Consider the following 20,382-nt stretch of genomic DNA (forward strand, 5'->3'; position numbering starts at 1 on the left):
CCCGGCCCGCCGGCCCACCCGCCCGGCGGCGGCCCGGCGTCGACCACCGGCAGCCCGGCGCCGGCGCGGTCACAACCGGGGCCGCAACCGCAACCAGAACCGGCACCCCCGTCCGCCGGGAACCAGGGTGTGGCGTGACCCGCGCCCTGCTCTCCCTCGGCAGCAACCTCGGCGACCGGGTGGCCCACCTCCGCTCGGCCGTGGACACCCTCGGCGAGGCGGTGCTGCTGGTCTCCGGCGTCTACGAGACCCCGCCGTGGGGCGACGCGGACCAGCCGGCGTACCTCAACGCGGTGGTGCTGGTCGAGGACCCGGCGGCGGCCCCACGTGAGTGGCTGACGCGGGCCCGGGCCGCCGAGCGGCGGGCCGGCCGCGAGCGCGACCCGCAGCGCCGGTTCGGCCCGCGCACGCTGGACGTCGACGTGGTCGCGGTGTGGGACGACGCGGGTGAGCCGGTGCGCAGCGACGACCCCGAGCTGACGCTGCCGCACCCCAGGGCCCACCTGCGGGCGTTCGTGCTGCGGCCGTGGATCGACATCCAGCCGTACGGGCGGCTGCCCGGGCACGGTTGGCTGACCGATCTGCTGAACGCCGAACCGGTGGCCGGTGACGCCCTGGAACTGAGTCCCCGGCCGGATCTGGCGTTAGAGTCGTCGACATGAGCCAGTGGAGCCGGCCGGCATGACCCAGGCACAGTCCCCGCCGCCACGCGGGACGGACCCCGAACGGTCCAGGATGGGCCCCACCCGGACCTCCACCCTGGTCGTCGCCGGCCTGGCCGCCGCAGCGGTGGCCTGGCTGGCGATCAGCGGGTTCTACTACGAGGGCTTCCCCCGCCTGCCGTGGCTGCCCGTCGTCACGCTGGCCGGGCTTGCGGTGCTGGAGGCGTACGCGGCGGTCAACACCCGGGGCCGGCTCAAGCGCAAGCCGGGTCGTGACCCGGTCAACCCGCTGCTGGTGGCCCGGTTCGTGGTGCTGGCCAAGGCGTCCGCGCTGGCCGGGGCGATCTTCGCCGGCTGGTGCGCCGGGCTGACCGGGTGGCTCTTCGTGGAGCGCACCCAGGCAGCCACCGAGGACCGCCCGGCCGCCGGGGCGGGGCTGCTCGCCTCGCTCGCGCTGGTGGCCGCCGCGCTCTGGCTGGAGCGGGCCTGCCGGGTGCCGGAGCAGCCGGAGGACGAGCGCGACACCGGCGATCGGGAGAGCCGCCCGGGTCGACGCTGAGCGCGGGGGTTACGCCCGGCCCGGCGCGCAGGTACCGTGCCTGGCGACCGGTGAGCAACGGCCGCCCCGGTCCGCCCGCGTCGGACCCTGCGGCCGTGACCTGGGGAGGGCACGCGTCATGGGGTACGACGATTCGGGCCGCGACGCCCCGGTGCAGCCCTCGTCGGGCGTGCCCGCGGCGGTGCTGGAGAACGTCTTCGACGACCCGACGCACGGCGAGCCGGGGCGGGATCGGGTCGCCGTGCACGTCACCTGGGAGCTGCTGCTCGCCGCCGGCCTGGCCGTGCTGACCTGGCTGCTGTGGCGGGACGACCCGGCCGCGTTGCGCGACGACGGCCTGCGGGTCCTGCTGGTCGACGTGGTGGCGGTGGGGCTGCTCGTCCTGGCCGCGGGACTGAGCCTGCGGACGGCGGCGGTGAACCTGGCGGTGGGCCCGGTCGCGGTCGCCGCCGCGCTGCACTTCGCCGAGCAGGGCGACCGGGGGGTCGAGGTCGCGGTGGGCCACGCTGCGGCGGTGGCCGCCGTCGGCGGGCTGCTGGTGGGGCTGGCTGTGGTCGTGCTGCACGTGCCGGGCTGGGCGGCGAGCCTGGCCGGCGCGGCCGGCGTGGTGGTCTACATCGAGCGGCGGGCCGCGCCGGTCCTCGTGCAGGGCGGGTACGACCCCCGCGACAGCGCGTTCTACCTCTTCGTCGGCTTCGCCGCGGTGGCGGTGCTCGGCGGCCTGTTCGGGGCGATCCGACCGGTGCGCCGGCTGGTCGGGCGGTTCCGGGCGGTGGCCGACCCGGCCCGCCGCCGGGGCGGGGCGGCCGGCGCCGTCGTCGTGGTCTCGTTCGTCCTGTCCACCGTCCTCGCCATGCTGGCCGGCATCCTGATCGCCGGCAACGGCGCCGGGCCGGTCGTCCCGACCGAGGGACTGGGCTGGACGGTGCTCGCCGTGGGCACCGCGCTGCTCGCCGGCACCAGCGCGTACGGCCGGCGCGGCGGAATCTTCGGGACCCTGCTCGCGGTGAGCCTGGTCACCGTCCTGCTCGCCTGGTCCAGGGCCCGGGGCTGGCAGGTCAGCCGGTGGACGGTGGGCGGGGCCGCGCTCGGCGTCGGCCTGGTGGTGACCCGGCTCGTCGAGGCGTACGGGCGACCCCGGTCGGCGGGTGCCGACGTGGAGGCCCGTCCGAGCGGCGACGGCGCCATCAGCTCCGGCTGGTCGGTGCCCCGGCCGGCGCCGGTCGAGGACTGGCCGCCCGCCCTGCCCACCCGGTCCGACGACACGCCCGCGGACCCCTGGGACGCGTCCCGCTGGGACACCCGCCCTCCGCGCTGGGACGGCGGCGACCGCTGACGCCCCGCCCGCACGCCGCCGATGGACACCCGGCCCGCACGGTGTCGGCGTACGCCGCCTGGCCGCCCACGCGCGGCCCGCGCCGCGTCCGCCGCGCCCCCGGTGATCTCGGCGGTTAGGCTCGGCGGCATGACCGAGACACCTTCCACCGGTACCGGCGGGAACACGTTCGAGGAGCTGGACGCGCTCTCCACCGAGGAGCTGCGGGAGCGGGCGTTCGCGCTGGCCCGGGAGCGTCGCGACGTCGGGTTCTACTGGTCGGTGCTGCGCCACCTGCCCAACGCCGACGAGGCCGCCGTGTTGGACGGTGCGCCGAACTCGGTCGGCCCGACCATCGACGAGGCGGCCGCGCTGTGGCGGGAGCTGACCGGGCACGGCTACGAGGAGTCGGCTCCGCTGCTGCGGGCCAAGTTCATCGACTACCTGATGAAGCGCTAGCCGGGCCGACCGTGGTGGCCCGCAGGTTTGCCCGTCGGGGCGTACCGGGAACTGGTCGCGCCATGCCTCCCACCAACCGCTCCGCCACGGTCAGCAGGTACGGGACCGCGGCCGGCACCGGCATCCTCGCGGTGCTGGTGCTCGTCGGGGTCTGCGGCAGCCCGTTGTACGTCGGGTGGGCGGAGGACAGCACCGACCCGAACGGGGCCGGCGGTTGGTTCCTGCGGCTGCTCGCCTGGCCGGCCTGGCGCCTCAGCTCCGACGACCCGGGGCAGGGGGTGCTCGCCACCGACCTGCGGGCCATCCTGCTGGTGATCCTGGCGGGGGCCCTACTCTACCTGCTCCCGGCCTCGCAGGTGGCCCGGGTGCAGGGGTCGTTCAGCCAGTTCTTCTCCGGCTGGGGGGCGTACGTGCTGGCCGCCGGCCTGGCTGCGCTGGTCAGCACGCTGCTGGGGCCGGACCCGTCGCTGCTCGCCGCGCTTCAGGCCGCCGGCACCGGTGCCACCTACGGCTTCCTCTCCGGCTGGATCATCGGCACCGCCAGCCTGGGCGGCCGGGCCTGACCCGGCGGCCGGGGCCGGGCTGCGGGCGGGGGACCCGGCCGCAGCCCGGCGCGGTCAGCGTCCCGCCCCCAGCGCGCGTTCCCGGGTGAGCACCCCGGCCGGCCGTCCGTCGGCGGTCACCAGCGCCCGGTCCGCCCCGGCGGTGAGCATCACGGCCAGCGCGTCGTACGCCGACGAGCCCAGCGCCACCTCGGGCAGCCCGGCGGGGTCGGCCGGTGCCGGGTCCAGCGCGTCCCGGGTGACCGGGGTCACGGCGAGCGCGCGGATGCCCCGGTCCTCGCCGACGAACTCCCGGACGAACGGGGAGGCGGGCGCCCCGAGCAGGGCCGCCGGGGTGTCGTACTGCTCCAGCCGGCCGCCCTCGGAGAGCACCGCGATCCGGTCGCCGAGCCGGACCGCCTCGTCCAGGTCGTGGGTGACCAGCACGATGGTCTTACGAACCTCCGCCTGGAGCCGGAGGAACTCCTCCTGCAGCCGGGTCCGCACGATCGGGTCGACGGCCGAGAACGGTTCGTCCATCAGCAGCACCACCGGGTCGGCGGCCAGCGCCCGGGCCACCCCGACCCGCTGCCGCTGGCCGCCCGACAGCTCGTGCGGGTAGCGGCGACCGAACTGCCCCGGGTCCAGCCCGACCAGCTCCAGCAGTTCCTCGGACCGGCGGCGCACCCGGTCCCGGGCCCAGCCGAGCAGCCGGGGGACGGTGCCGACGTTCGCCAGGACCGTCTGGTGCGGGAAGAGGCCGACGTTCTGGATCACGTAACCGATCCGGCGGCGCAGCTCGACCGGGTCGACCCGGGTGACGTCCTCGTCGCCGAGCAGGATCCGGCCGCCGGTCGGCTCGATCAGCCGGTTGATCATCCTGAGTACGGTCGACTTGCCGCAGCCGGACGGGCCGATCAGCACCACCAGCTCCCCGGCCCTGACCTCCAGGCTCAGCTCGCGGACCGCCTCGGTGCCGTCCGGGTAGCGCTTACGGATGCCCTCCAGAGCGATCGACGCGGCACTCTGGCCGGCGTCACCGGTGGTTCCCGGGGTAACGTCCACGCATGTCCTTCCGCCTGAGCTACCGGGCCGACCCGGGTAACCCGTGGTTCTCCTGGCAGTTCGTGCGGGACAACTCTGACACGATCCTCGCCGCGCTGCGCGACCACGCCTCGCTGACCGCGCGGGCGGTGCTGATCGCCGCGCTGGTGGCCCTGCCGCTCGCCCTGGTGGCCCACCGGTTCCGCCCGCTCGCCGGCCCGATTCTCGCATTCACCGGCGTGCTCTACACGATCCCGTCCCTGGCGCTGTTCGCCTTCCTCGCGCCGTACCTGGGGATCGGGGCGGTGACCGTGCTCAGCGTGGTGGTGCTGTACGCGCTGCTGGTCATCGTCCGCAACGCCGTCGCCGGGCTGAGCCAGGTCCCGCCCGAGGTCCGCGAGGCCGCCGAGGGCATGGGATACGGCCGGTGGGGCCGGCTGCTGAGGATCGAGCTGCCGCTGGCCCTGCCCGGCATCCTCACCGGTCTGCGGCTGGCCACCGTGTCGACCGTGGCGCTGGTGACCGTCGGGGTGGTGGTCGGCCGGGGCGGGCTGGGACAGCTCATCTTCGCCGGCTTCCAGAACAACTTCTACAAGGCCCAGATCATGACCGGCACGCTGCTCTGCGTCCTGCTGGCCCTGGTGCTGGACCTGATCCTCGCCGGGATCGGCCGGGCGGCCACCCCCTGGCTGCGCGGGATGCGATGAGCGGCCACTGGACGGGCCCGGCGAGCAGCCATGACACGCCCCCGGCGGGCGACCTGGACGCGGGGCCGACGAACGACCGCAGGAGGGTAGCCCGGTGAGCAACCCGGTCGGCCAGGCGGTGCTCTGGCTCAACGACCCGCTGAACTGGACCAACCCGGGCGGCGTGCTGGACCGGCTCGGCGAGCACCTGAGCATCTCGGCGGCGGCCGTGCTGCTCGGCTGTCTGGTGGCCTGGCCCGTCGGGCTCTGGCTCGGGCACACCGGGCGGGGCGGCGGGCTGGTCGTGCTCGTCTCCAACGTCACCCTCGCCGTGCCGACCCTGGCTCTGCTGACCATCCTGCCGCTGACCTTCCTCGGCTTCGGCCGACCGTCGGTGGTGGTCGCGCTGGCAGTCTTCGCGGTGCCGCCGCTGTTGGCCAACGCGTACACCGGGGTGCGTCAGGCCGACCCGGAGGCCCGGGACGCGGCGCGCGGAATGGGGCTGTCCGGCGGGCAGGTGCTGCGCCGGGTCGAGCTACCGCTTGCGGTGCCGTACCTGGCGGCCGGCTTCCGGACCGCGACGGTGCAGGTGGTGGCGACGGCCGCGCTGGCGTCGTTCGTCAACGGCGGCGGCCTCGGCCAGATCATCCGGGCCGGCTTCGGCCTGGACATCGCCGCCGGGGGCGGGCAGATCATCGCCGGAGGCCTGCTGGTGGCCGGGCTGGCGGTGCTGGCGGAACTGGTTCTGGCGCTGGTCGAGCGGGTGGTCACCCCGCGCCCGCTGCGCCCGGCCCGGCGTCGGGCGAACCGCCGCGCTGCGGACGCCGTCGCCGGCACCTGAGGGCAGGGCCGTCCGACCGCCCTCGTCCGCCTCCGTGGTGACGATCCGGTGACAAAGCGCGCCTCGGGTTGGCGGGGTCGGCCGTCAGGATGTTGGGTGAGAGATCGCGGGCGATGAACAAGAGGGATCGCCCGTCGGACACGCGGCCGGCCCGAACGGGCCGCGCCGGGACACGGAAGGCGGGCTTGATGCGCGCACGTACACGCCTGGCAATCGGCGCGATCGGCGTCCTTACCGCGGCCGGGTTTCTCACCGGTTGCGGGGGCGCCGGGTCCTCCGGGACCGAGGCGCCCGAGCAGGGCGCGTCGGGGGCCGGGTGCGCCCCGGTGGCTGGTGATCAACTGGTCGTCCTGACGGATGACAAGAAGCTGCAGAACAGCGACAACATCCTTCCGGCGATCAACGCGAAGGTGGCCAAGCCACAGCTGGTCGCGGCGCTCGACAAGGTCTCCGCGGCGCTGGACACCCCGAAGCTGATCGGCCTCAACAAGGCCGTCGTCGTGGACCGCAAGACCTCCAAGATCGCCGCAGCGGAGTTCGCCGCGGCGAACAACCTCACTCAGGGGCTGGAGAAGGGGCCGGGAGGCCCGATCGTGGTGGGCGCCGGCAACTTCAGCGAGAGCGAGACCCTCGCCGAGCTGTACCGGATCACCCTCACCGCCGCCGGCTACCAGGTCAAGGTGCAGCAGATCGGCAACCGGGAGCTTTACGAGCCGGCCCTGGAGAAGGGCGAGATCCAGGTCGTCCCGGAGTACGCGGCGACCATGGCCGAGTTCCTGAACACCAAGGCCAACGGCAAGGACGCCCCGCCGGTCTCCTCGCCTGAGCTGGACAAGACCGTGGCCGCGCTCAAGGCCAGCGGCGAGAAGGCGGGCCTCGCCTTCGGCGCGCCGTCGGCCGCCCAGGACCAGAACGCGTTCGCCGTCACCAAGGCCTTCGCCGACAAGTACGGGGTCACCACCCTCTCCGACCTGGCCGCCAAGTGCTCCGGCAGCGCCACCGTGCTGGCCGGCCCGCCGGAGTGCCCGAAGCGTCCGATGTGCCAGGCCGGCCTGGTCAAGGTCTACGACTTCAAGGCCGGCTCCTTCAGCTCGCTGGACGCGGCCGGTCCGCAGACCAAGAACGCCTTGACGACGGGGAACGCCAGCGTCGGTCTGGTCCTCTCCTCCGACGGGGCCCTCGCGGTCGGCTGACCCACCACCGGTCGTCGGCGGCCCCACGCCGCCGGCGACCGGCGCCCGTCAGGGCGTCCGCCCCGTTCCCAGTCGCTGGAACTCTCGGTAGGCTGCACACCCATGCCCGAACCGGTTGCCGTCACCGACAGGCGTGAGTCCCGTCTGCTGCCCGTGCTCTTCTGGATCGGCGTGGCGTTCGCCCCGGTCGCGGCGCTGATCCTGTTGGTCGCCGACGGCAACGGGCCGCTGCGGTTCGCCGCCGTGCTCGCCATCACGGCCGTGGTGCTGATCGGTCTCTCGATCGCCCTGCGCGCGGACGGCGGCGGCAGCCGGGCCGAGATCGAGGCTCTCTACGACGACATCGAGGAGCTGCGCCACGAGCTCCGCGGCGAGATCGTCGCCGCCGCGCAGCGCGGCAACCAGGCGCTCGACGCGTCTCAGCGGGCCCAGGACCAGGTCGCGGCGCTGCGTCGCCGGCTCGACGCCGTGGCGACCGCCGCCGCCCCCGAGCCGTCCGCCGAAAGGCCGGCCGGCGCCGGTCGCGCCCGGGTACCGCTCGCCGAGGCGTACGACGACGCGCGCCGCCCCCAGGACATCGACGAAGCCCATTCCGGGCGGGTCCGGGTGCCCGGGACGGCCCACGACGACGAGCCGCCCGTCCACCGGCCCCGGCCGACCCCGCGTTCCGGGGCCGAGCGGCCCGCCCAGCCCGGCGGCCCCGGACCGGCGCCCCGGCCAGCCGAGCCCGACGCCCGATCGTCCGGGCCGGGTGCCCCCGAGCCGGCCGCCCGCCCGGTCGCCCCCGAGCCCGCTCCCCGCCCGGTCGGCATGGTCCGGCACACCGAGACCGTGCACGTCACCACCCGGCACACCGTCGTCGACGGGCCGGAACCGGGCATGGGCCTGTACGGTGCCGGTCCCGCCGGCCGGTGGCCGTCCACGCCGCACGAGCGGCCGTGGGCCAGCGCGGTCGCCCCCGAGCCGGAGGATCACTGGGCCGGGCACGCCGACTCGTCCGCCCGTACCCGTTCCGAACCGCCCGACGACCGCTCCCGGCCGCCGCAGCCGACCGAACGGCACGCGCCCGGCCACTCCGCCGCCCGTGCGGCACCCGCCTGGCCCGTCCCGGGCGAGGAACCCGCCTGGCCCGTGTCACGGGACGAACCGGGCCGGGCGGCCCTGCGCGGCGAGGCCCTGCGCGGCGAGGCATCGCGCGACGGGGCCGCGTGGGCCGGCCGGCCCGACGACGCAGGCGGGGCGGGTCAGTACGGCGATGCCGGCCGGGTGGGCCGGTACGACCACGCCGACCGGTCCGATCCCCGCGACGGGCGCGGCCCCGCCGACGGGCCGGACTGGTCCGCCGGTGCCGGGCGTGCCCGCCCGTACCAGCCCGAGCCGGCACCCGCCGGACCCGGCCAGTGGTCGGAGCTGCGGGCCGGGGACCGCTGGGCGGAGGTGCACGACGACGAGCGGGGCCGGGAGGTCCGGGTCGGTGAGCGGCGAGCCACGGCGCACGCCGACGGCAGCGGGTACCGGGTCGAGGACCGCTGGGCGTCGGTGCGGCGGAGCGAGCCCCGCCCCGGGCGCAGCCAGGGCGAGCGGCGGTGGGACGAGGATCCGGGCGGCCGACGGCCGGACCCGGACCGGACCGGCCGGCATCAGAACGCCGACGGGGAGTGGTCCGGCCATCCGCCCCGCGACGACCCGCCGCGTGCCGGTGGCGCCCGCTCGGCTGACCGCCGGCCCTGACCGCCGGCCGACCGGCCGCCGACGGAGCGCGGCGTACAGCACCCGGCTACTTGTCGATGTCGCCCACCACGAAGAACATCGAACCGAGGATGGCGATCAGGTCAGGCACCAGGCAGCCGGGCAGCAGCGTTGCCAGCGCCTGCACGTTCGCGTACGACGCGGTGCGCAGTTTCAACCGCCACGGCGTCTTCTCGCCCCTCGACACGAGGTAGTAGCCGTTGATGCCGAGCGGGTTCTCCGTCCACGCGTAGGTGTGCCCCTCCGGGGCCTTCACCACCTTCGGGAGCCGGGTGTTCACCGGCCCGGTGAGCCGGTCCACCCGGTCCAGGCACTGCTCGGCGAGGTCGAGTGAGGCGTACACCTGGTCGAGCAGCACCTCGAACCGGGCGTGGCAGTCCCCGGCGGTCTTGGTGACCACCGGCACGTCGAGCTGGTCGTACGCCAGGTAGGGCTCGTCGCGGCGCAGGTCCAGGTCCAGGCCGGAGGCCCGGGCGACCGGGCCGGACGCGCCGAACGCGGCGGCGTCGGCGGACGACAGCACCCCCACCCCGACTGTGCGGGCCAGGAAGATCTCGTTGCGTCGGATCAGGTTGTCCAGGTCCGGCATCCGGCGGCGCACCTCGCCGATCGCCGCCCGGGCCCGACCCGTCCAGCCCGCCGGGACCTCCTCCTTCAGCCCGCCGACCCGGTTGAACATGTAGTGGATCCGGCCGCCGGAGACCTCCTCCATCACCGCCTGGATGGTCTCCCGCTCCCGGAACGCGTAGAACATCGGCGTGATCGCGCCGATCTCCAGCGGGTACGAGCCGAGGAACATCAGGTGGTTGAGCACCCGGTTCAGCTCGGCCAACGTCATCCGCAGCCAGGTGGCCCGCTCGGGCACCTCCATGCCCATCAGTCGTTCGACGGCCAGCACCACGCCCAACTCGTTGGAGAACGCCGACAGCCAGTCGTGCCGGTTGGCCAACACGATGATCTGGCGGTAGTCGCGTACCTCGAACAGCTTCTCCGCGCCCCGGTGCATGTACCCGACGATCGGCTCGGCGGCGATCACCCGTTCCCCGTCGAGGACCAGCTTCAGCCGCAGCACCCCGTGCGTGGACGGGTGCTGCGGGCCGATGTTGAGCACCATGTCGGTGCCGAGCTGCTCCCCGCCGGCCCCGGTGCCGACGGTCAGCTCGCGCAGGTCACCGGTGTCCGTGGTCATGCCCGTCATCGTGCCATGAGCGGATCGACGGTGACGCCGACCGGTTGGAGCAGCCACCGGTGCCCGCCGAGCCCGGCCGGGTCGGTCAGCTCGGCGACCGCCGACGCGGCGGCGAGCGCCCGCACGTACCGGGCCGGGTCGGTGGCGGCCAGGCTCAGCGGCGGTCGCCCGCCGTCGGCCCCGAGCGTCCGCAGCGCCTCCCGCTGGCCCACCAGCGTGTACGCCCCGCCGCCCGCCGCCACCCCGGCCGCGCCGGCCGAGTCCATCGCCACGTGCGCCGTGACGTCGCAGGACCCGTCGGGCACGGGCGGGACCTGCCGCCCGCCCCGATACCCGGCCAACGTCCCGCCCACCGGCCGGGACCCGCGCAGGTGCCCGTAGTCCACGGCCAACGCCAGCCCCCGCTCAACGCACCCGACGGCCCCACCCCAAGCCTCATCCCGCAGCCGCCCCACCTCCACCCGCCCCTCAACCCCGTTGATCAAGAGGTTTGCGGCTGAATCCGGGTTCTTCTCGGACGCAAAATTCCTGATCGACGAATTCGGGGGCGGGGCGGGCCACCAGTGGGCCACCCAGGCGGCGTCCTCGGGGGTCAGGGGGGCGCCCGGTGTCTCCTCGCCCGTCCTGGGGTCCACCAGGAGGTAGCGCCAGCCGTCTCTGGTGGGCACGGCCAGGTCCAGCGGAACGTTGTCGAGCCACTCGGTGGCCACCAGCAGGCCGGTGATCCGGTCCGGGATCTCGTCCACCCAGCCGATCTCCGCCGGAAGGCCGTCGGGGCGGGGTGCCTTCTCGACGGCGGTGAGGCGTACCCGATGGGCCAGCGGGACCGGTGACGGCCGTGCGGGCGACGGGCGGCCGGCGGCCGGAGTGGGCTCCCTGGCACCCCCCACCGCGGACCCGGCGGCGTCGTCACCGGCCTCCGACGTCTCGGCCACGGCGAGCCCCGCCAGGGCGAGCAGCAACTCGCCGTGTCCAGCGCCCACGTCCACCACGTCGAACGGGTTGGGGAACCCGAGGTCGGCGTCGAGCCGCGAGACGAGCCGGAAGAGCGCCGCCGCGAACGCCTGGGACGCGTGCACGCTGGTCCGGAAGTGGCCCGCCGGGCCAGGGCCGGACACGAAGAAGCCCCCGGGCCCGTACAGCGCCAGGCTCATCGCGTCCCGCCAGCGGATCGGCATCAGGTTGTTCCGTGCTGAGGAGCCGTCACCGTGCCGACCCTACGGTCTGTGGTCACGAGCCGATTCGTGATCCCCGCGCCGGCGGTCGTACCACCGCTGCTGGTCGGCTCCGCCGGCGACGCGGCTGATCCGCCGTCCGGGCCGCCGTGCGACGCTGTTGCTGCCGGACGGTGAAGGTTTTCACACCTTCTTGTTGCGGGTCCGTGACCACGGCGCATACTTGCGATCGACCGGTACCCCCTTTTCGAGGACTGGATCGTTGCCATGAGCGCACCGCTGCGCCCGCGTCCGGCCGTCCCCTCCAGGGCCGCCGTACCCGCGGGCGGCGCCCCTGCCGGCGCCCCGCCCGTCTTCCCCCGCGTGCTCACCGTCGGTGTCATCGGCGCCGGCCGGGTCGGCGCCGTGCTGGGTGCCGCGCTCGCCGCCGCCGGGCACCGGGTGGTCGCCGCCTCCGGCGTCTCCGGGGTGGCCAAGGCCCGGATCGCCCTGCTGCTCCCCGACGCCCGCAACCGCTCCGCCACCTCCGTGGCCCGGGCCGCCACCGACCTGCTGCTCATCGCCGTCCCCGACGACGCGCTGGCCGGGGTGGTGGCCGGGCTCGCCGAGACGGGCGCGCTGCACCCCGGCCAGGTGGTCGCGCACACCTCCGGCGCGCACGGGCTGGGCGTGCTCGCCCCGGCTGCCGCCGTCGGGGCCCGTCCGCTGGCCCTGCACCCGGCGATGACCTTCACCGGTACGCCCGACGACCTCGGCCGGCTCGCCGGAATCTCGTACGGGGTGACCGCCCCGGCCGAGCTGCGTCCGCTCGCCGTCCGGCTGACCGCCGACCTCGGCGGGGTGCCGGAGTGGGTGGCGGAGGCCGACCGGCCGCTGTACCACGCGGCGCTGGCGCACGGCGCGAACCATCTGGTCACCCTGGTGAACGAGGCGGCCGACCGGCTGCGCGACGCCGGGGTGGGCCAGCCGGAGAAGGTGCTCGCCCCGCTGCTGCGGGCGGCGCTGGAGAACGCGCTGCGGCTCGGCGACGACGCGCTGACCGGCCCGGTGTCCCGGGGCGACGCCGGCACCGTACGCCGGCACCTGGAGCGGCTGGCCGCGACCGCGCCCGAGTCGGTGGCCCCGTACCTGGTCCTGGCCCGCCGGACGGCGGACCGGGCCATCGCGGCGGGCCGCCTGCGCCCGGCGGACGCCGAGTCGCTGCTCGACGTGCTCAGTGGGACCCATCGGGAGGTGGCAGCGTGAGCGTGAGGAGTGAGCCGATCTTGCGAGCCCCGCAGTCGCGAACCGAGGTGGCAGCACAGTGACGGAGTTGGTGCGGACCCGCGAGGAGCTGGCGAAGGCGCGCGCCGGGCTGACCGGCACGGTCGGGGTGGTGATGACCATGGGCGCGCTGCACTCCGGGCACGAGACGCTGCTGCGGGCCGCCCGGGAACGGGCCGACCACGTGCTGGTGACGATCTTCGTCAACCCGCTCCAGTTCGGCCCGAGCGAGGACTTCGACCGGTACCCGCGCACCCTGGCGGCGGACCTGGAGGCCTGCCGGCGGGCCGGAGCGGACCTGGTCTTCGCGCCGGACCGGGAGGAGATGTACCCGGACGGTGAGCCCCGGGTCCGGGTGAACCCGGGCCTGTTCGGCGAGGACCTGGAAGGGCTGAGCCGGCCGGGCTTCTTCCACGGGGTGCTCACCGTGGTGCTCAAGCTGTTCCAGCTCACCCGCCCCGACCTGGCGTTCTTCGGCGAGAAGGACTACCAGCAGCTCACCCTGGTCCGGCGGATGGCCCGGGACTTCGACCTGCCGGTCGAGGTGGTCGGCGTGCCGACCGTCCGGGAGCCGGACGGCCTGGCCCTGTCGAGCCGCAACCGCTACCTCTCGGCGCAGGAGCGGGAGGCGGCGCTGAGCCTGTCGGCCGCGCTGCGGGCCGGCGCGGACACCGCCGACCGGGGACTGGACGCCGGCGCGGTGCTGGCCGAGGCCCACCGGACGTTCGGCTCCGGCACGGCCGGGGCCCGGCTCGACTACCTGGTGCTGACCGACCCGGACCTGGAACCCGGCCCGGTCGCCGGCCCGGCCCGGCTGCTGGTCGCGGCCTGGGTCGGCGCCACCCGGCTCATCGACAACGCGGCGATTCGGCTCGCCCCCCGCTCCTGACCTCTCCGCGCGCGAAAGGCACCCCGATGTTCCGCACCATGCTCAAGTCGAAGATCCACCGCGCCACGGTGACCCAGGCCGACCTGCACTACGTGGGCTCGGTGACGGTGGATCAGGACCTGCTCGACGCGGCCGACCTGCTCCCGGGCGAGCAGGTGGCGATCGTGGACGTCACCAACGGGGCCCGGCTGGAGACGTATGTGATCCCCGGCGAACGGGGCAGTGGCGTGATCGGCATCAACGGCGCCGCCGCGCATCTGGTGCACCCCGGCGACCTGGTCATCCTGATCTCGTACGGGCAGCTGGACGACGCCGAGGCGCGGGCGTACCGGCCCCGGGTGGTGCACGTGGACGCCGACAACCGGGTGGTCGAGCTGGGCGGCGACCCGGCCGCGGTGGCGCCCGGCACGGCCGGCGATCCGGTCCCGAGCCCGCTCGCCGTCGTCGGCTGACCGGCCGGTCGGGTCGGCCGTCTGCGAACTTCGGCTCGTACGCGGTCTGTCACTGATGGTCATCTGTGGTTACTCTGGGGTCGCCGTCGTGAGCTGGTGGCTGGGGAGGCCCGATGCGCCGTGCGATGACGACCCTGTGCGCGGCCCTGGCCGTGGCGGTCGTGCTGGTCGGCTGTGGTGCCTCCACGGGGCTCGACGGCGACCTCACCGACGACTGGGCGGCCCTCGCCCCGGCCGGGCCGTTCACCCCGGCCGCGGGGGTGTGTCAGGTCGCCGACTTCACCGAGACGGTCACCCTGGCGGCGTACGCGCCGGTGGACTGCGCCGTCGCGCACCGGGTGGAGACCGTGCACGTGGGCGCGTTCCCGGCGGAGCGGGCCGCCCCGCCGGCCGGTGGGTCGACGGAGCTGCGCGGCGCGTTCGCGGACTGCGACGCGAAGGCCACCGGGTACGTGGGTGACGACTGGCGGGCCGGCCGGCTCCGGCTGGCCGTGGCGCAGCCGTCGAAGACCGGCTGGGCGTCCGGTGCCCGCTGGTACCGCTGCGACCTGACCGAGGTGAGCACCGCCGAGGCGGGGGCCGTGCCGGTCACCCGCACCGGCAGCCTGCGCGACGCGTTGAAGGTGGCGTCGCCGCTGCGGCTGGGCTGCCAGCGCACCAGGTTCGCCGGGACGCGGGGGGCGCAGGTGCTGACGCCGGTCGGGTGCGTCACCCGGCACGACGCCGAGTTCGTCGGGGTGTGGAAGGCGCCGGACCGGCCGTACCCGGCCCGGGACGCCGACTGGGCCCCCTTCTACACCGGCTGCCGCTCGGTGCTCGCCCGCTACGTCGGCGTGCCGGACGACGGCGACCTGAGTTACCGCAGCGGCGTGATGATCCGCCCGCCCGGAGCGGGCCGGTGGCGGGTCGGCGACCGGGGCGTCCGCTGCTACCTGTGGCTCAGCGACCGCTCGGTGACCGCCTCGCTCAAGGGGGCCGGCCCGGCGGGGATCCCGGTTCGGACGAAGTAGCGGCGCCGGGCGTCGTAGCCGAAACCGCTCGTCGTGCCCCCGCCGCTCGGGGCGAGGAACCTTCGGGTTGACTGTGCTCATGGACGTACCGACCGTCGACCTGCCCGCCCTGCCGTCGCTGCTGGCCGCGCCCGCGCCCGGCTGGGTGGAGACCACCGACGTGGTCGTGGTCGGTTCCGGGGTGGCGGGGCTCACCGCCGCGCTGCACCTGCGCGAGGCCGGCCTGCACGTCACCGTGGTCACCAAGGTCAACATCGACGACGGCTCGACCCGCTGGGCGCAGGGCGGCATCGCCGCCGTGCTCGACCCGGCGGACACCCCGGCGGCGCACGCCTCGGACACCGAGCTCGCCGGCGTCGGGCTGTGCGACCCGGCGGCCGTGCGGGTGCTGGTGGCGGAGGGGCCGACCCGGCTGCGGGAGCTGATGCGCATCGGCGCGGAGTTCGACCGCCATCCGGACGGCTCGCTCATGCTCACCCGCGAGGGCGGGCACCGGGCGGACCGGATCGTGCACGCCGGCGGGGACGCCACCGGCGCGGAGGTGCAGCGGGCGCTGCACGCGGCGGTCCGGCGCGACCCGTGGATCCGGCTGTTCGAGCACGCCTTGGTGCTGGACCTGCTGCGCGCTCCCGGTGACGGTCCGGGCGGGCTCGGCCCGGCCTGCGGGATCACCCTGCACGTGCTCGGCGAGGGCAGCGAGGACGGTGTCGGGGCGATCCTGGCCCGGGCCGTGGTGCTGGCCACCGGCGGGATGGGGCAGATCTTCTCGGCCACCACCAACCCGGCGGTCTCCACCGGCGACGGGGTGGCCCTCGCCCTGCGGGCCGGTGCGACGGTCACCGACGTGGAGTTCGTCCAGTTCCACCCGACCGCGCTGATCACCCCGCCCGGGGCAGGGGTGCCCGGGGCCGGCCGGGCCCAGCAGCCGCTGGTCTCCGAGGCGCTGCGCGGTGAGGGCGCGCACCTGGTCGACGGCGACGGCAAGCGGTTCATGGTCGGCCAGCACGAGCTGGCCGAGCTGGCGCCCCGGGACGTGGTGGCCAAGGGCATCCACCGGGTGCTGCTGGCCACCGGCGCCGACCACGTGTACCTCGACGCCCGGCATCTCGGCGGGGATTTCCTCGCCGGGCGCTTCCCCACCATCGTCGCGTCCTGCCTGGCCATCGGGGTGGACCCGGCAACCGGCCTGATCCCGGTCGCCCCGGCCGCCCACTACGCGTCGGGCGGCGTCCGTACCGACCTGCGCGGTCGCACCTCCATCCCCGGCCTGTACGCCTGCGGCGAGGTGGCCTGCACCGGCGTGCACGGCGCGAACCGGCTGGCCAGCAACTCGCTGCTGGAGGGGCTGGTCTTCTCCCGCCGGATCGCCGAGGACATCGCCGCCGGCCTGCCCGACCAGGCCCAACCGGCGGCCACCGGCGCGTGGGCCGGCGAGGGCGGCTGGGTGCTGCCCGCCGACGGGACGCCGGCCCTGCAACGGGCGATGACCCGGGGCGCCGGGGTGCTCCGCTCGGCGCGGACGCTCGCGGGCACGGCCGAGGACCTCGGCGAGCTGGGCGCCGGCCGGGGTGTGCCCCGCACCGTCGACTGGGAGGCGACAAACCTGATCACCGTGGCGTCGGCCCTGGTCGCCTCCGCGTACGCCCGCCAGGAGACCCGGGGCTGCCACTGGCGGGAGGACTTCCCGACGGCGGACGAGCAGTGGCTGGGCCACCTGGCCGGCGCGATCGGGTCGCAGGGCCGGTTGACGTCCCGGTGGGAGGGGACATGGTGAGTTCCTGCAAGCCCCGTAGTCGCGAACCGAGGGAGTTTCAGTGAGGGAGACGACGGAGCAGGCGCTGCGGGCCGGCGGGCTCGACCCGGCCGATGTGCGGCGGGTGATCGTCAACGCGTTCACCGAGGACCTCGGCCCGGACTTCCTGGACGTCACCAGTGTCGCCACCATCCCGGCCACCCAGACGGACACCGCCGACCTGGTCGCCCGCGCCGACGGGGTGGTGGCCGGGCTGGCCGTCGCGGCGGCCGTGTTCGAGGTGGTCGGCGAGGTGACCGGGGCCGACGGGGGCGCAGGTGCCGTCGAGGTGTCGCTGGTGGCCCACGACGGCCAGCGGGTGGCCCGCGGCGACGTGCTGGGCACCGTGACCGGGCCCACCCGGCTGCTGCTCACCGCCGAGCGGACGGCGCTCAACCTGCTCTGCCGGCTGTCCGGGGTGGCCACCCACACCCGGGCCTGGGCGGACGCGCTGACCGGCAGCAAGGCGATGGTGCTGGACACCCGCAAGACCACCCCGGGCCTGCGGGCGCTGGAGAAGTACGCGGTGCGCGCCGGCGGCGGCACGAACAAGCGGATGGGCCTGTACGACGTCGCGATGATCAAGGACAACCACAAGTTCGCGGCCGGCGGTGTCGCGGCGGCCTACCGCCGGGTCCGGGCGGCCTTCCCGGACGTGCCGGTGCAGGTGGAGGTGGACACCCTCGCCGAGGCGCTGGAGGCGGTCGAGGCCGGCGCGGGCTTCCTGCTGTTGGACAACATGACCCCGGCAACGCTGGCCGAGGTCGTGGCCGCGGTGGGCGACCGGGCCGAGCTGGAGGCCACCGGCGGGCTGACCCTCGACGTGGCCGCGCGGTACGCGGCGACGGGGGTGGACTACCTGTCGGTGGGCGCGCTGACCCACTCCTCGCCGATCCTGGACGTCGCGCTGGACCTGCGGACGGAGTGAGCCGGGCCAGGGCGCTGCCGTAGGCGGGCCGCCTGCTCGGCAGCCGGCCCGTGCCGTCCGGCGAGCCCGGCGTCTAGGCTGCGTGCGTGCTGCTGTGCATCGACATCGGAAACACCAACACCGTGCTGGCGACCTTCGACGGCGACAAGCTGGTGCACTCCTGGCGGGTCAAGACCGACGCCCGCTCGACGGCGGACGAGCTCGGGCTGATGTTCCGGGGGCTGCTGGCCGGTGACGCCGTGGAGATCACCGGGGTGGCAGCCTGCTCGACGGTGCCGGCCGCACTGCGCTCGCTGCGCAACATGCTGGCCCGGTACTACGCCGACCTGCCGAGCGTGATCGTCGAGCCGGGGGTGCGTACCGGCGTGCAACTGGCGATCGACAACCCCAAGGAGGTCGGCTCGGACCGGGTGGTGAACACGCTGGCCGCGTACACCCTCTTCGGTGGGCCGTCGATCGTGGTGGACTTCGGCACCACCACCAACTTCGACGTGATCAGCGGGCGGGGGGAGTTCCTCGGCGGCGCGTTCGCCCCGGGCATCGAGATCTCCTTCGACGCGCTCGCGGCCCGCGCCGCCCAACTGCGCAAGGTGGAGGCGACCAGGCCCCGGTCGGTGATCGGCAAGAACACGGTCGAGTGCCTCCAGTCCGGCCTGTACTTCGGCTTCGCCGGCCAGGTCGACCGGATCGTCGAGCGGATGGTCGAGGAACTGGGCGAGGTGAAGGCGGTGATCGCCACCGGCGGGTTGGCGTCGGTGGTGATCGGCGAGTGCCGGACCATCACCCACCACGAGCCGATGATCACCCTGATCGGGCTGCGAATGGTCTACGAGCGCAACATCTGACCCGCCGTACGCCCTCCCGACGTGAGCGGGGACCCGCGCCACCCCGTTCCCGCCACCCCGCGGCGGCACCGAACGGCGGGCCGGCAGTGGGGCCGGTCAGGGCGGGCAGGTTATCCCGTAACGACCGCCGGGGCGCTTGAGTACGCTCGGGACCTGACCCCGCCGAAATCTCCCTCCTGAGGAAGCGTGCCGTGACCGAGCAGAACGCCGTGCCAGTCGACCCCGCCGACGACCTTCCCGAGCAGATGAAGGTCCGCCGGGAGAAGCGGGACCGGATGCTCGCCGAGGGCGTCGAGCCGTACCCCGTCGGATACCCCCGGACCAGCACGCTGGCGGAGATCCGCGAGAAGTACGCCGACCTGCCCACCGACACCGCCACCGGCGACCGGGCCTCGGTCACCGGACGGGTGATTTTCGTCCGGAACACCGGCAAGCTGTGCTTCGCCACCCTGCGCGACGGCGACGGCACCGAACTCCAGGCGATGCTCTCCCTGGACCGGGTCGGCGCGGAGCGGCTGGAGGACTGGAAGCGCCTGGTCGACCTGGGCGACCACGTCGGGGTGACCGGCGAGGTGATCACCAGCCGTCGGGGTGAGCTGTCGGTCCTGGTCGAGCAGTGGGCGGTCACCGCCAAGGCGCTGCGCCCGCTGCCGGTGGCGCACAAGCCGCTCAGCGAGGAGGCCCGGGTCCGTCAGCGGTACGTCGACCTGGTCGTCCGCCCGCAGGCGCGGCAGATGGTCCGGACCCGGGCAGCCGTGGTGCGCAGCCTGCGTGACTCGCTGCACCGGCAGGACTTCATCGAGGTGGAAACCCCGATGCTCCAGTTGCTGCACGGCGGGGCCGCCGCCCGGCCATTCGTGACCCACAGCAATGCGTTGAACACTGATCTGTATCTCCGAATCGCGCCGGAACTGTTTCTCAAGCGGGCCGTCGTGGGCGGCGTCGACCGGGTCTTCGAGATCAACCGCAACTTCCGTAATGAGGGTGTCGACTCTTCGCACTCGCCCGAGTTCGCGATGCTCGAGGCGTACCAGGCGTACGGCGACTATGACACCATGGCCGCGCTCACCCGCAATCTGGTGCAGCAGGCGGCGATCGCGGTCGCCGGGTCGACCGTGGTGACGCACGCGGATGGTCAGGAGTTCGATCTGGGCGGCGAGTGGCGTTCGGTGACGCTCTTCGGGGCGCTTTCCGAGGCGCTCGGCGAAGAGGTCACGGTCCGCACCGAGCGGGCCCTCCTGGTCGAGTACGCCGACAAGGTCGGCCTGGCCGTCGACCCGAAGTGGGGGCCGGGGAAGCTGGCCGAGGAGCTCTTCGAGGAGCTGGTCGTGCCGGGGCTGCGAGCGCCCACCTTCGTTCGGGACTACCCGGAGGAGACCAGCCCGTTGACCCGGGCGCACCGCGGCGAGCCGGGCCTGGCCGAAAAGTGGGACCTGTACGTCCTCGGGTTCGAGCTGGGCACGGCGTACTCGGAGCTGGTCGACCCGGTGGTGCAGCGGGAACGGCTGGTGGCCCAGGCGCAACTCGGTGCCCGGGGCGACGACGAGGCGATGCGGCTGGACGAGGACTTTCTCCGGGCCATGGAGTACGGAATGCCGCCGGCCGGGGGTATGGGAATGGGAATCGACCGGCTGCTGATGGCGCTCACCGGCCTGGGAATTCGGGAAACCATCCTCTTCCCGTTGGCCCGGCCCGAGTAGGGGTTCCGGGCCCCGGACGGTGTCGGATACCGCATCCTATTGACGTGACAAGCGTCGGGCGGGTTATTGTGCTGTCAGTTTGCAGGAAC

20 protein-coding genes are annotated in these 20,382 nt (G+C 74.7%); 17 read left to right on the top strand and 3 right to left on the bottom strand.

What is annotated here, in order from left to right; translation table 11 throughout:
- Window positions 1–134: 134 nt before the first annotated feature.
- From folK to OG559_RS13850, 5 genes are all read left to right on the top strand, one after another.
- On the top strand, window positions 135–662 hold the full coding sequence (gene folK, locus OG559_RS13830) for a 2-amino-4-hydroxy-6-hydroxymethyldihydropteridine diphosphokinase (RefSeq protein ID WP_405115752.1): 528 nt from the start codon (window positions 135–137) through the stop codon (window positions 660–662).
- Window positions 663–681: 19 nt separating this feature from the next.
- Complete coding sequence (locus OG559_RS13835) at window positions 682–1,221, top strand: DUF3180 domain-containing protein (protein ID WP_405115754.1); 540 nt, start codon at window positions 682–684, stop codon at window positions 1,219–1,221.
- A gap of 118 nt (window positions 1,222–1,339) precedes the next feature.
- The gene (locus OG559_RS13840) at window positions 1,340–2,557 is read left to right on the top strand and encodes an ABC transporter permease (protein WP_405115756.1); all 1,218 of its coding nucleotides are present in this window, start codon (window positions 1,340–1,342) and stop codon (window positions 2,555–2,557) included.
- Window positions 2,558–2,686: 129 nt separating this feature from the next.
- Complete coding sequence (locus OG559_RS13845) at window positions 2,687–2,995, top strand: hypothetical protein (protein WP_387014262.1); 309 nt, start codon at window positions 2,687–2,689, stop codon at window positions 2,993–2,995.
- Between the two features lie 62 nt (window positions 2,996–3,057).
- Window positions 3,058–3,558: a hypothetical protein gene (locus tag OG559_RS13850; RefSeq protein ID WP_396670599.1), complete on the top strand. Its 501-nt coding sequence runs from the start codon at window positions 3,058–3,060 to the stop codon at window positions 3,556–3,558.
- Window positions 3,559–3,612: 54 nt separating this feature from the next.
- Here OG559_RS13850 and OG559_RS13855 read toward each other — a convergent pair whose 3' ends face one another.
- Window positions 3,613–4,602, bottom strand: coding sequence for an ATP-binding cassette domain-containing protein (locus OG559_RS13855; RefSeq protein ID WP_350881394.1), 990 nt, complete (start codon window positions 4,600–4,602; stop codon window positions 3,613–3,615).
- A 2-nt stretch (window positions 4,603–4,604) separates the two neighbouring features.
- Between OG559_RS13855 and OG559_RS13860 the strand changes: the two genes are divergently transcribed.
- The 4 genes from OG559_RS13860 (at window position 4,605) to OG559_RS13875 (ending at window position 9,032) form a co-directional block, all read left to right on the top strand.
- Window positions 4,605–5,288, top strand: coding sequence for an ABC transporter permease (locus OG559_RS13860; protein WP_396670598.1), 684 nt, complete (start codon window positions 4,605–4,607; stop codon window positions 5,286–5,288).
- 94 nt (window positions 5,289–5,382) lie between these two features.
- Window positions 5,383–6,108: an ABC transporter permease gene (locus OG559_RS13865; RefSeq protein WP_350881398.1), complete on the top strand. Its 726-nt coding sequence runs from the start codon at window positions 5,383–5,385 to the stop codon at window positions 6,106–6,108.
- Window positions 6,109–6,434: 326 nt separating this feature from the next.
- A complete protein-coding gene (locus OG559_RS13870) occupies window positions 6,435–7,301 on the top strand; it encodes a glycine betaine ABC transporter substrate-binding protein (protein ID WP_405115760.1) in 867 nt (288 codons plus the stop codon).
- Window positions 7,302–7,403: 102 nt separating this feature from the next.
- Window positions 7,404–9,032 carry a hypothetical protein gene (locus tag OG559_RS13875; protein ID WP_405115761.1) on the top strand — a complete coding sequence of 543 codons (1,629 nt, stop codon included), beginning with the start codon at window positions 7,404–7,406 and terminating at the stop codon, window positions 9,030–9,032.
- A gap of 46 nt (window positions 9,033–9,078) precedes the next feature.
- Here OG559_RS13875 and OG559_RS13880 read toward each other — a convergent pair whose 3' ends face one another.
- Window positions 9,079–10,248: an NADH-quinone oxidoreductase subunit D gene (locus OG559_RS13880; RefSeq protein ID WP_405115763.1), complete on the bottom strand. Its 1,170-nt coding sequence runs from the start codon at window positions 10,246–10,248 to the stop codon at window positions 9,079–9,081.
- Window positions 10,245–11,417, bottom strand: a complete 1,173-nt coding sequence (locus tag OG559_RS13885; RefSeq protein ID WP_405115765.1) for an SAM-dependent methyltransferase — start codon at window positions 11,415–11,417, stop codon at window positions 10,245–10,247. Before OG559_RS13885 ends, OG559_RS13880 begins: the two co-directional genes overlap by 4 nt.
- A 264-nt stretch (window positions 11,418–11,681) precedes the next feature.
- Between OG559_RS13885 and OG559_RS13890 the strand changes: the two genes are divergently transcribed.
- The 8 genes from OG559_RS13890 (at window position 11,682) to lysS (ending at window position 20,293) form a co-directional block, all read left to right on the top strand.
- Window positions 11,682–12,659: a Rossmann-like and DUF2520 domain-containing protein gene (locus tag OG559_RS13890; RefSeq protein WP_405115767.1), complete on the top strand. Its 978-nt coding sequence runs from the start codon at window positions 11,682–11,684 to the stop codon at window positions 12,657–12,659.
- 58 nt (window positions 12,660–12,717) lie between these two features.
- On the top strand, window positions 12,718–13,566 hold the full coding sequence (gene panC, locus OG559_RS13895) for a pantoate--beta-alanine ligase (RefSeq protein ID WP_405115769.1): 849 nt from the start codon (window positions 12,718–12,720) through the stop codon (window positions 13,564–13,566).
- A gap of 26 nt (window positions 13,567–13,592) precedes the next feature.
- Window positions 13,593–14,018, top strand: a complete 426-nt coding sequence (gene panD / locus OG559_RS13900; protein ID WP_350881414.1) for an aspartate 1-decarboxylase — start codon at window positions 13,593–13,595, stop codon at window positions 14,016–14,018.
- A gap of 113 nt (window positions 14,019–14,131) precedes the next feature.
- Complete coding sequence (locus OG559_RS13905) at window positions 14,132–15,028, top strand: septum formation family protein (RefSeq protein WP_405115772.1); 897 nt, start codon at window positions 14,132–14,134, stop codon at window positions 15,026–15,028.
- 79 nt (window positions 15,029–15,107) lie between these two features.
- The gene (locus OG559_RS13910) at window positions 15,108–16,802 is read left to right on the top strand and encodes an L-aspartate oxidase (RefSeq protein ID WP_405115774.1); all 1,695 of its coding nucleotides are present in this window, start codon (window positions 15,108–15,110) and stop codon (window positions 16,800–16,802) included.
- Between the two features lie 40 nt (window positions 16,803–16,842).
- Complete coding sequence (gene nadC, locus OG559_RS13915; RefSeq protein ID WP_405115775.1) at window positions 16,843–17,748, top strand: carboxylating nicotinate-nucleotide diphosphorylase; 906 nt, start codon at window positions 16,843–16,845, stop codon at window positions 17,746–17,748.
- An 86-nt stretch (window positions 17,749–17,834) separates the two neighbouring features.
- A complete protein-coding gene (locus OG559_RS13920; RefSeq protein WP_387014303.1) occupies window positions 17,835–18,593 on the top strand; it encodes a type III pantothenate kinase in 759 nt (252 codons plus the stop codon).
- A gap of 191 nt (window positions 18,594–18,784) precedes the next feature.
- Window positions 18,785–20,293: a lysine--tRNA ligase gene (gene lysS / locus OG559_RS13925; protein ID WP_405115777.1), complete on the top strand. Its 1,509-nt coding sequence runs from the start codon at window positions 18,785–18,787 to the stop codon at window positions 20,291–20,293.
- The last annotated feature ends 89 nt before the right edge of the window (window positions 20,294–20,382 follow it).

The organism is Micromonospora sp. NBC_01405 (genome assembly GCF_045040155.1).
Taxonomy (GTDB): domain Bacteria; phylum Actinomycetota; class Actinomycetes; order Mycobacteriales; family Micromonosporaceae; genus Micromonospora.

Bases quoted from the DNA above. Each gene is read 5' to 3' on its own strand.
- OG559_RS13835 (WP_405115754.1), top strand. From the start codon at position 682: ATGACCCAGGCACAGTCCCCGCCGCCACGCGGGACGGACCCCGAACGG.
- OG559_RS13840 (WP_405115756.1), top strand. From the start codon at position 1,340: ATGGGGTACGACGATTCGGGCCGCGACGCCCCGGTGCAGCCCTCGTCG.
- OG559_RS13845 (WP_387014262.1), top strand. From the start codon at position 2,687: ATGACCGAGACACCTTCCACCGGTACCGGCGGGAACACGTTCGAGGAG.
- OG559_RS13850 (WP_396670599.1), top strand. From the start codon at position 3,058: ATGCCTCCCACCAACCGCTCCGCCACGGTCAGCAGGTACGGGACCGCG.
- OG559_RS13860 (WP_396670598.1), top strand. From the start codon at position 4,605: ATGTCCTTCCGCCTGAGCTACCGGGCCGACCCGGGTAACCCGTGGTTC.
- OG559_RS13875 (WP_405115761.1), top strand. From the start codon at position 7,404: ATGCCCGAACCGGTTGCCGTCACCGACAGGCGTGAGTCCCGTCTGCTG.
- OG559_RS13880 (WP_405115763.1), bottom strand. From the start codon at position 10,248: ATGACGGGCATGACCACGGACACCGGTGACCTGCGCGAGCTGACCGTC.
- OG559_RS13885 (WP_405115765.1), bottom strand. From the start codon at position 11,417: ATGCCGATCCGCTGGCGGGACGCGATGAGCCTGGCGCTGTACGGGCCC.
- OG559_RS13890 (WP_405115767.1), top strand. From the start codon at position 11,682: ATGAGCGCACCGCTGCGCCCGCGTCCGGCCGTCCCCTCCAGGGCCGCC.
- panD (WP_350881414.1), top strand. From the start codon at position 13,593: ATGTTCCGCACCATGCTCAAGTCGAAGATCCACCGCGCCACGGTGACC.
- OG559_RS13905 (WP_405115772.1), top strand. From the start codon at position 14,132: ATGCGCCGTGCGATGACGACCCTGTGCGCGGCCCTGGCCGTGGCGGTC.
- OG559_RS13910 (WP_405115774.1), top strand. From the start codon at position 15,108: ATGGACGTACCGACCGTCGACCTGCCCGCCCTGCCGTCGCTGCTGGCC.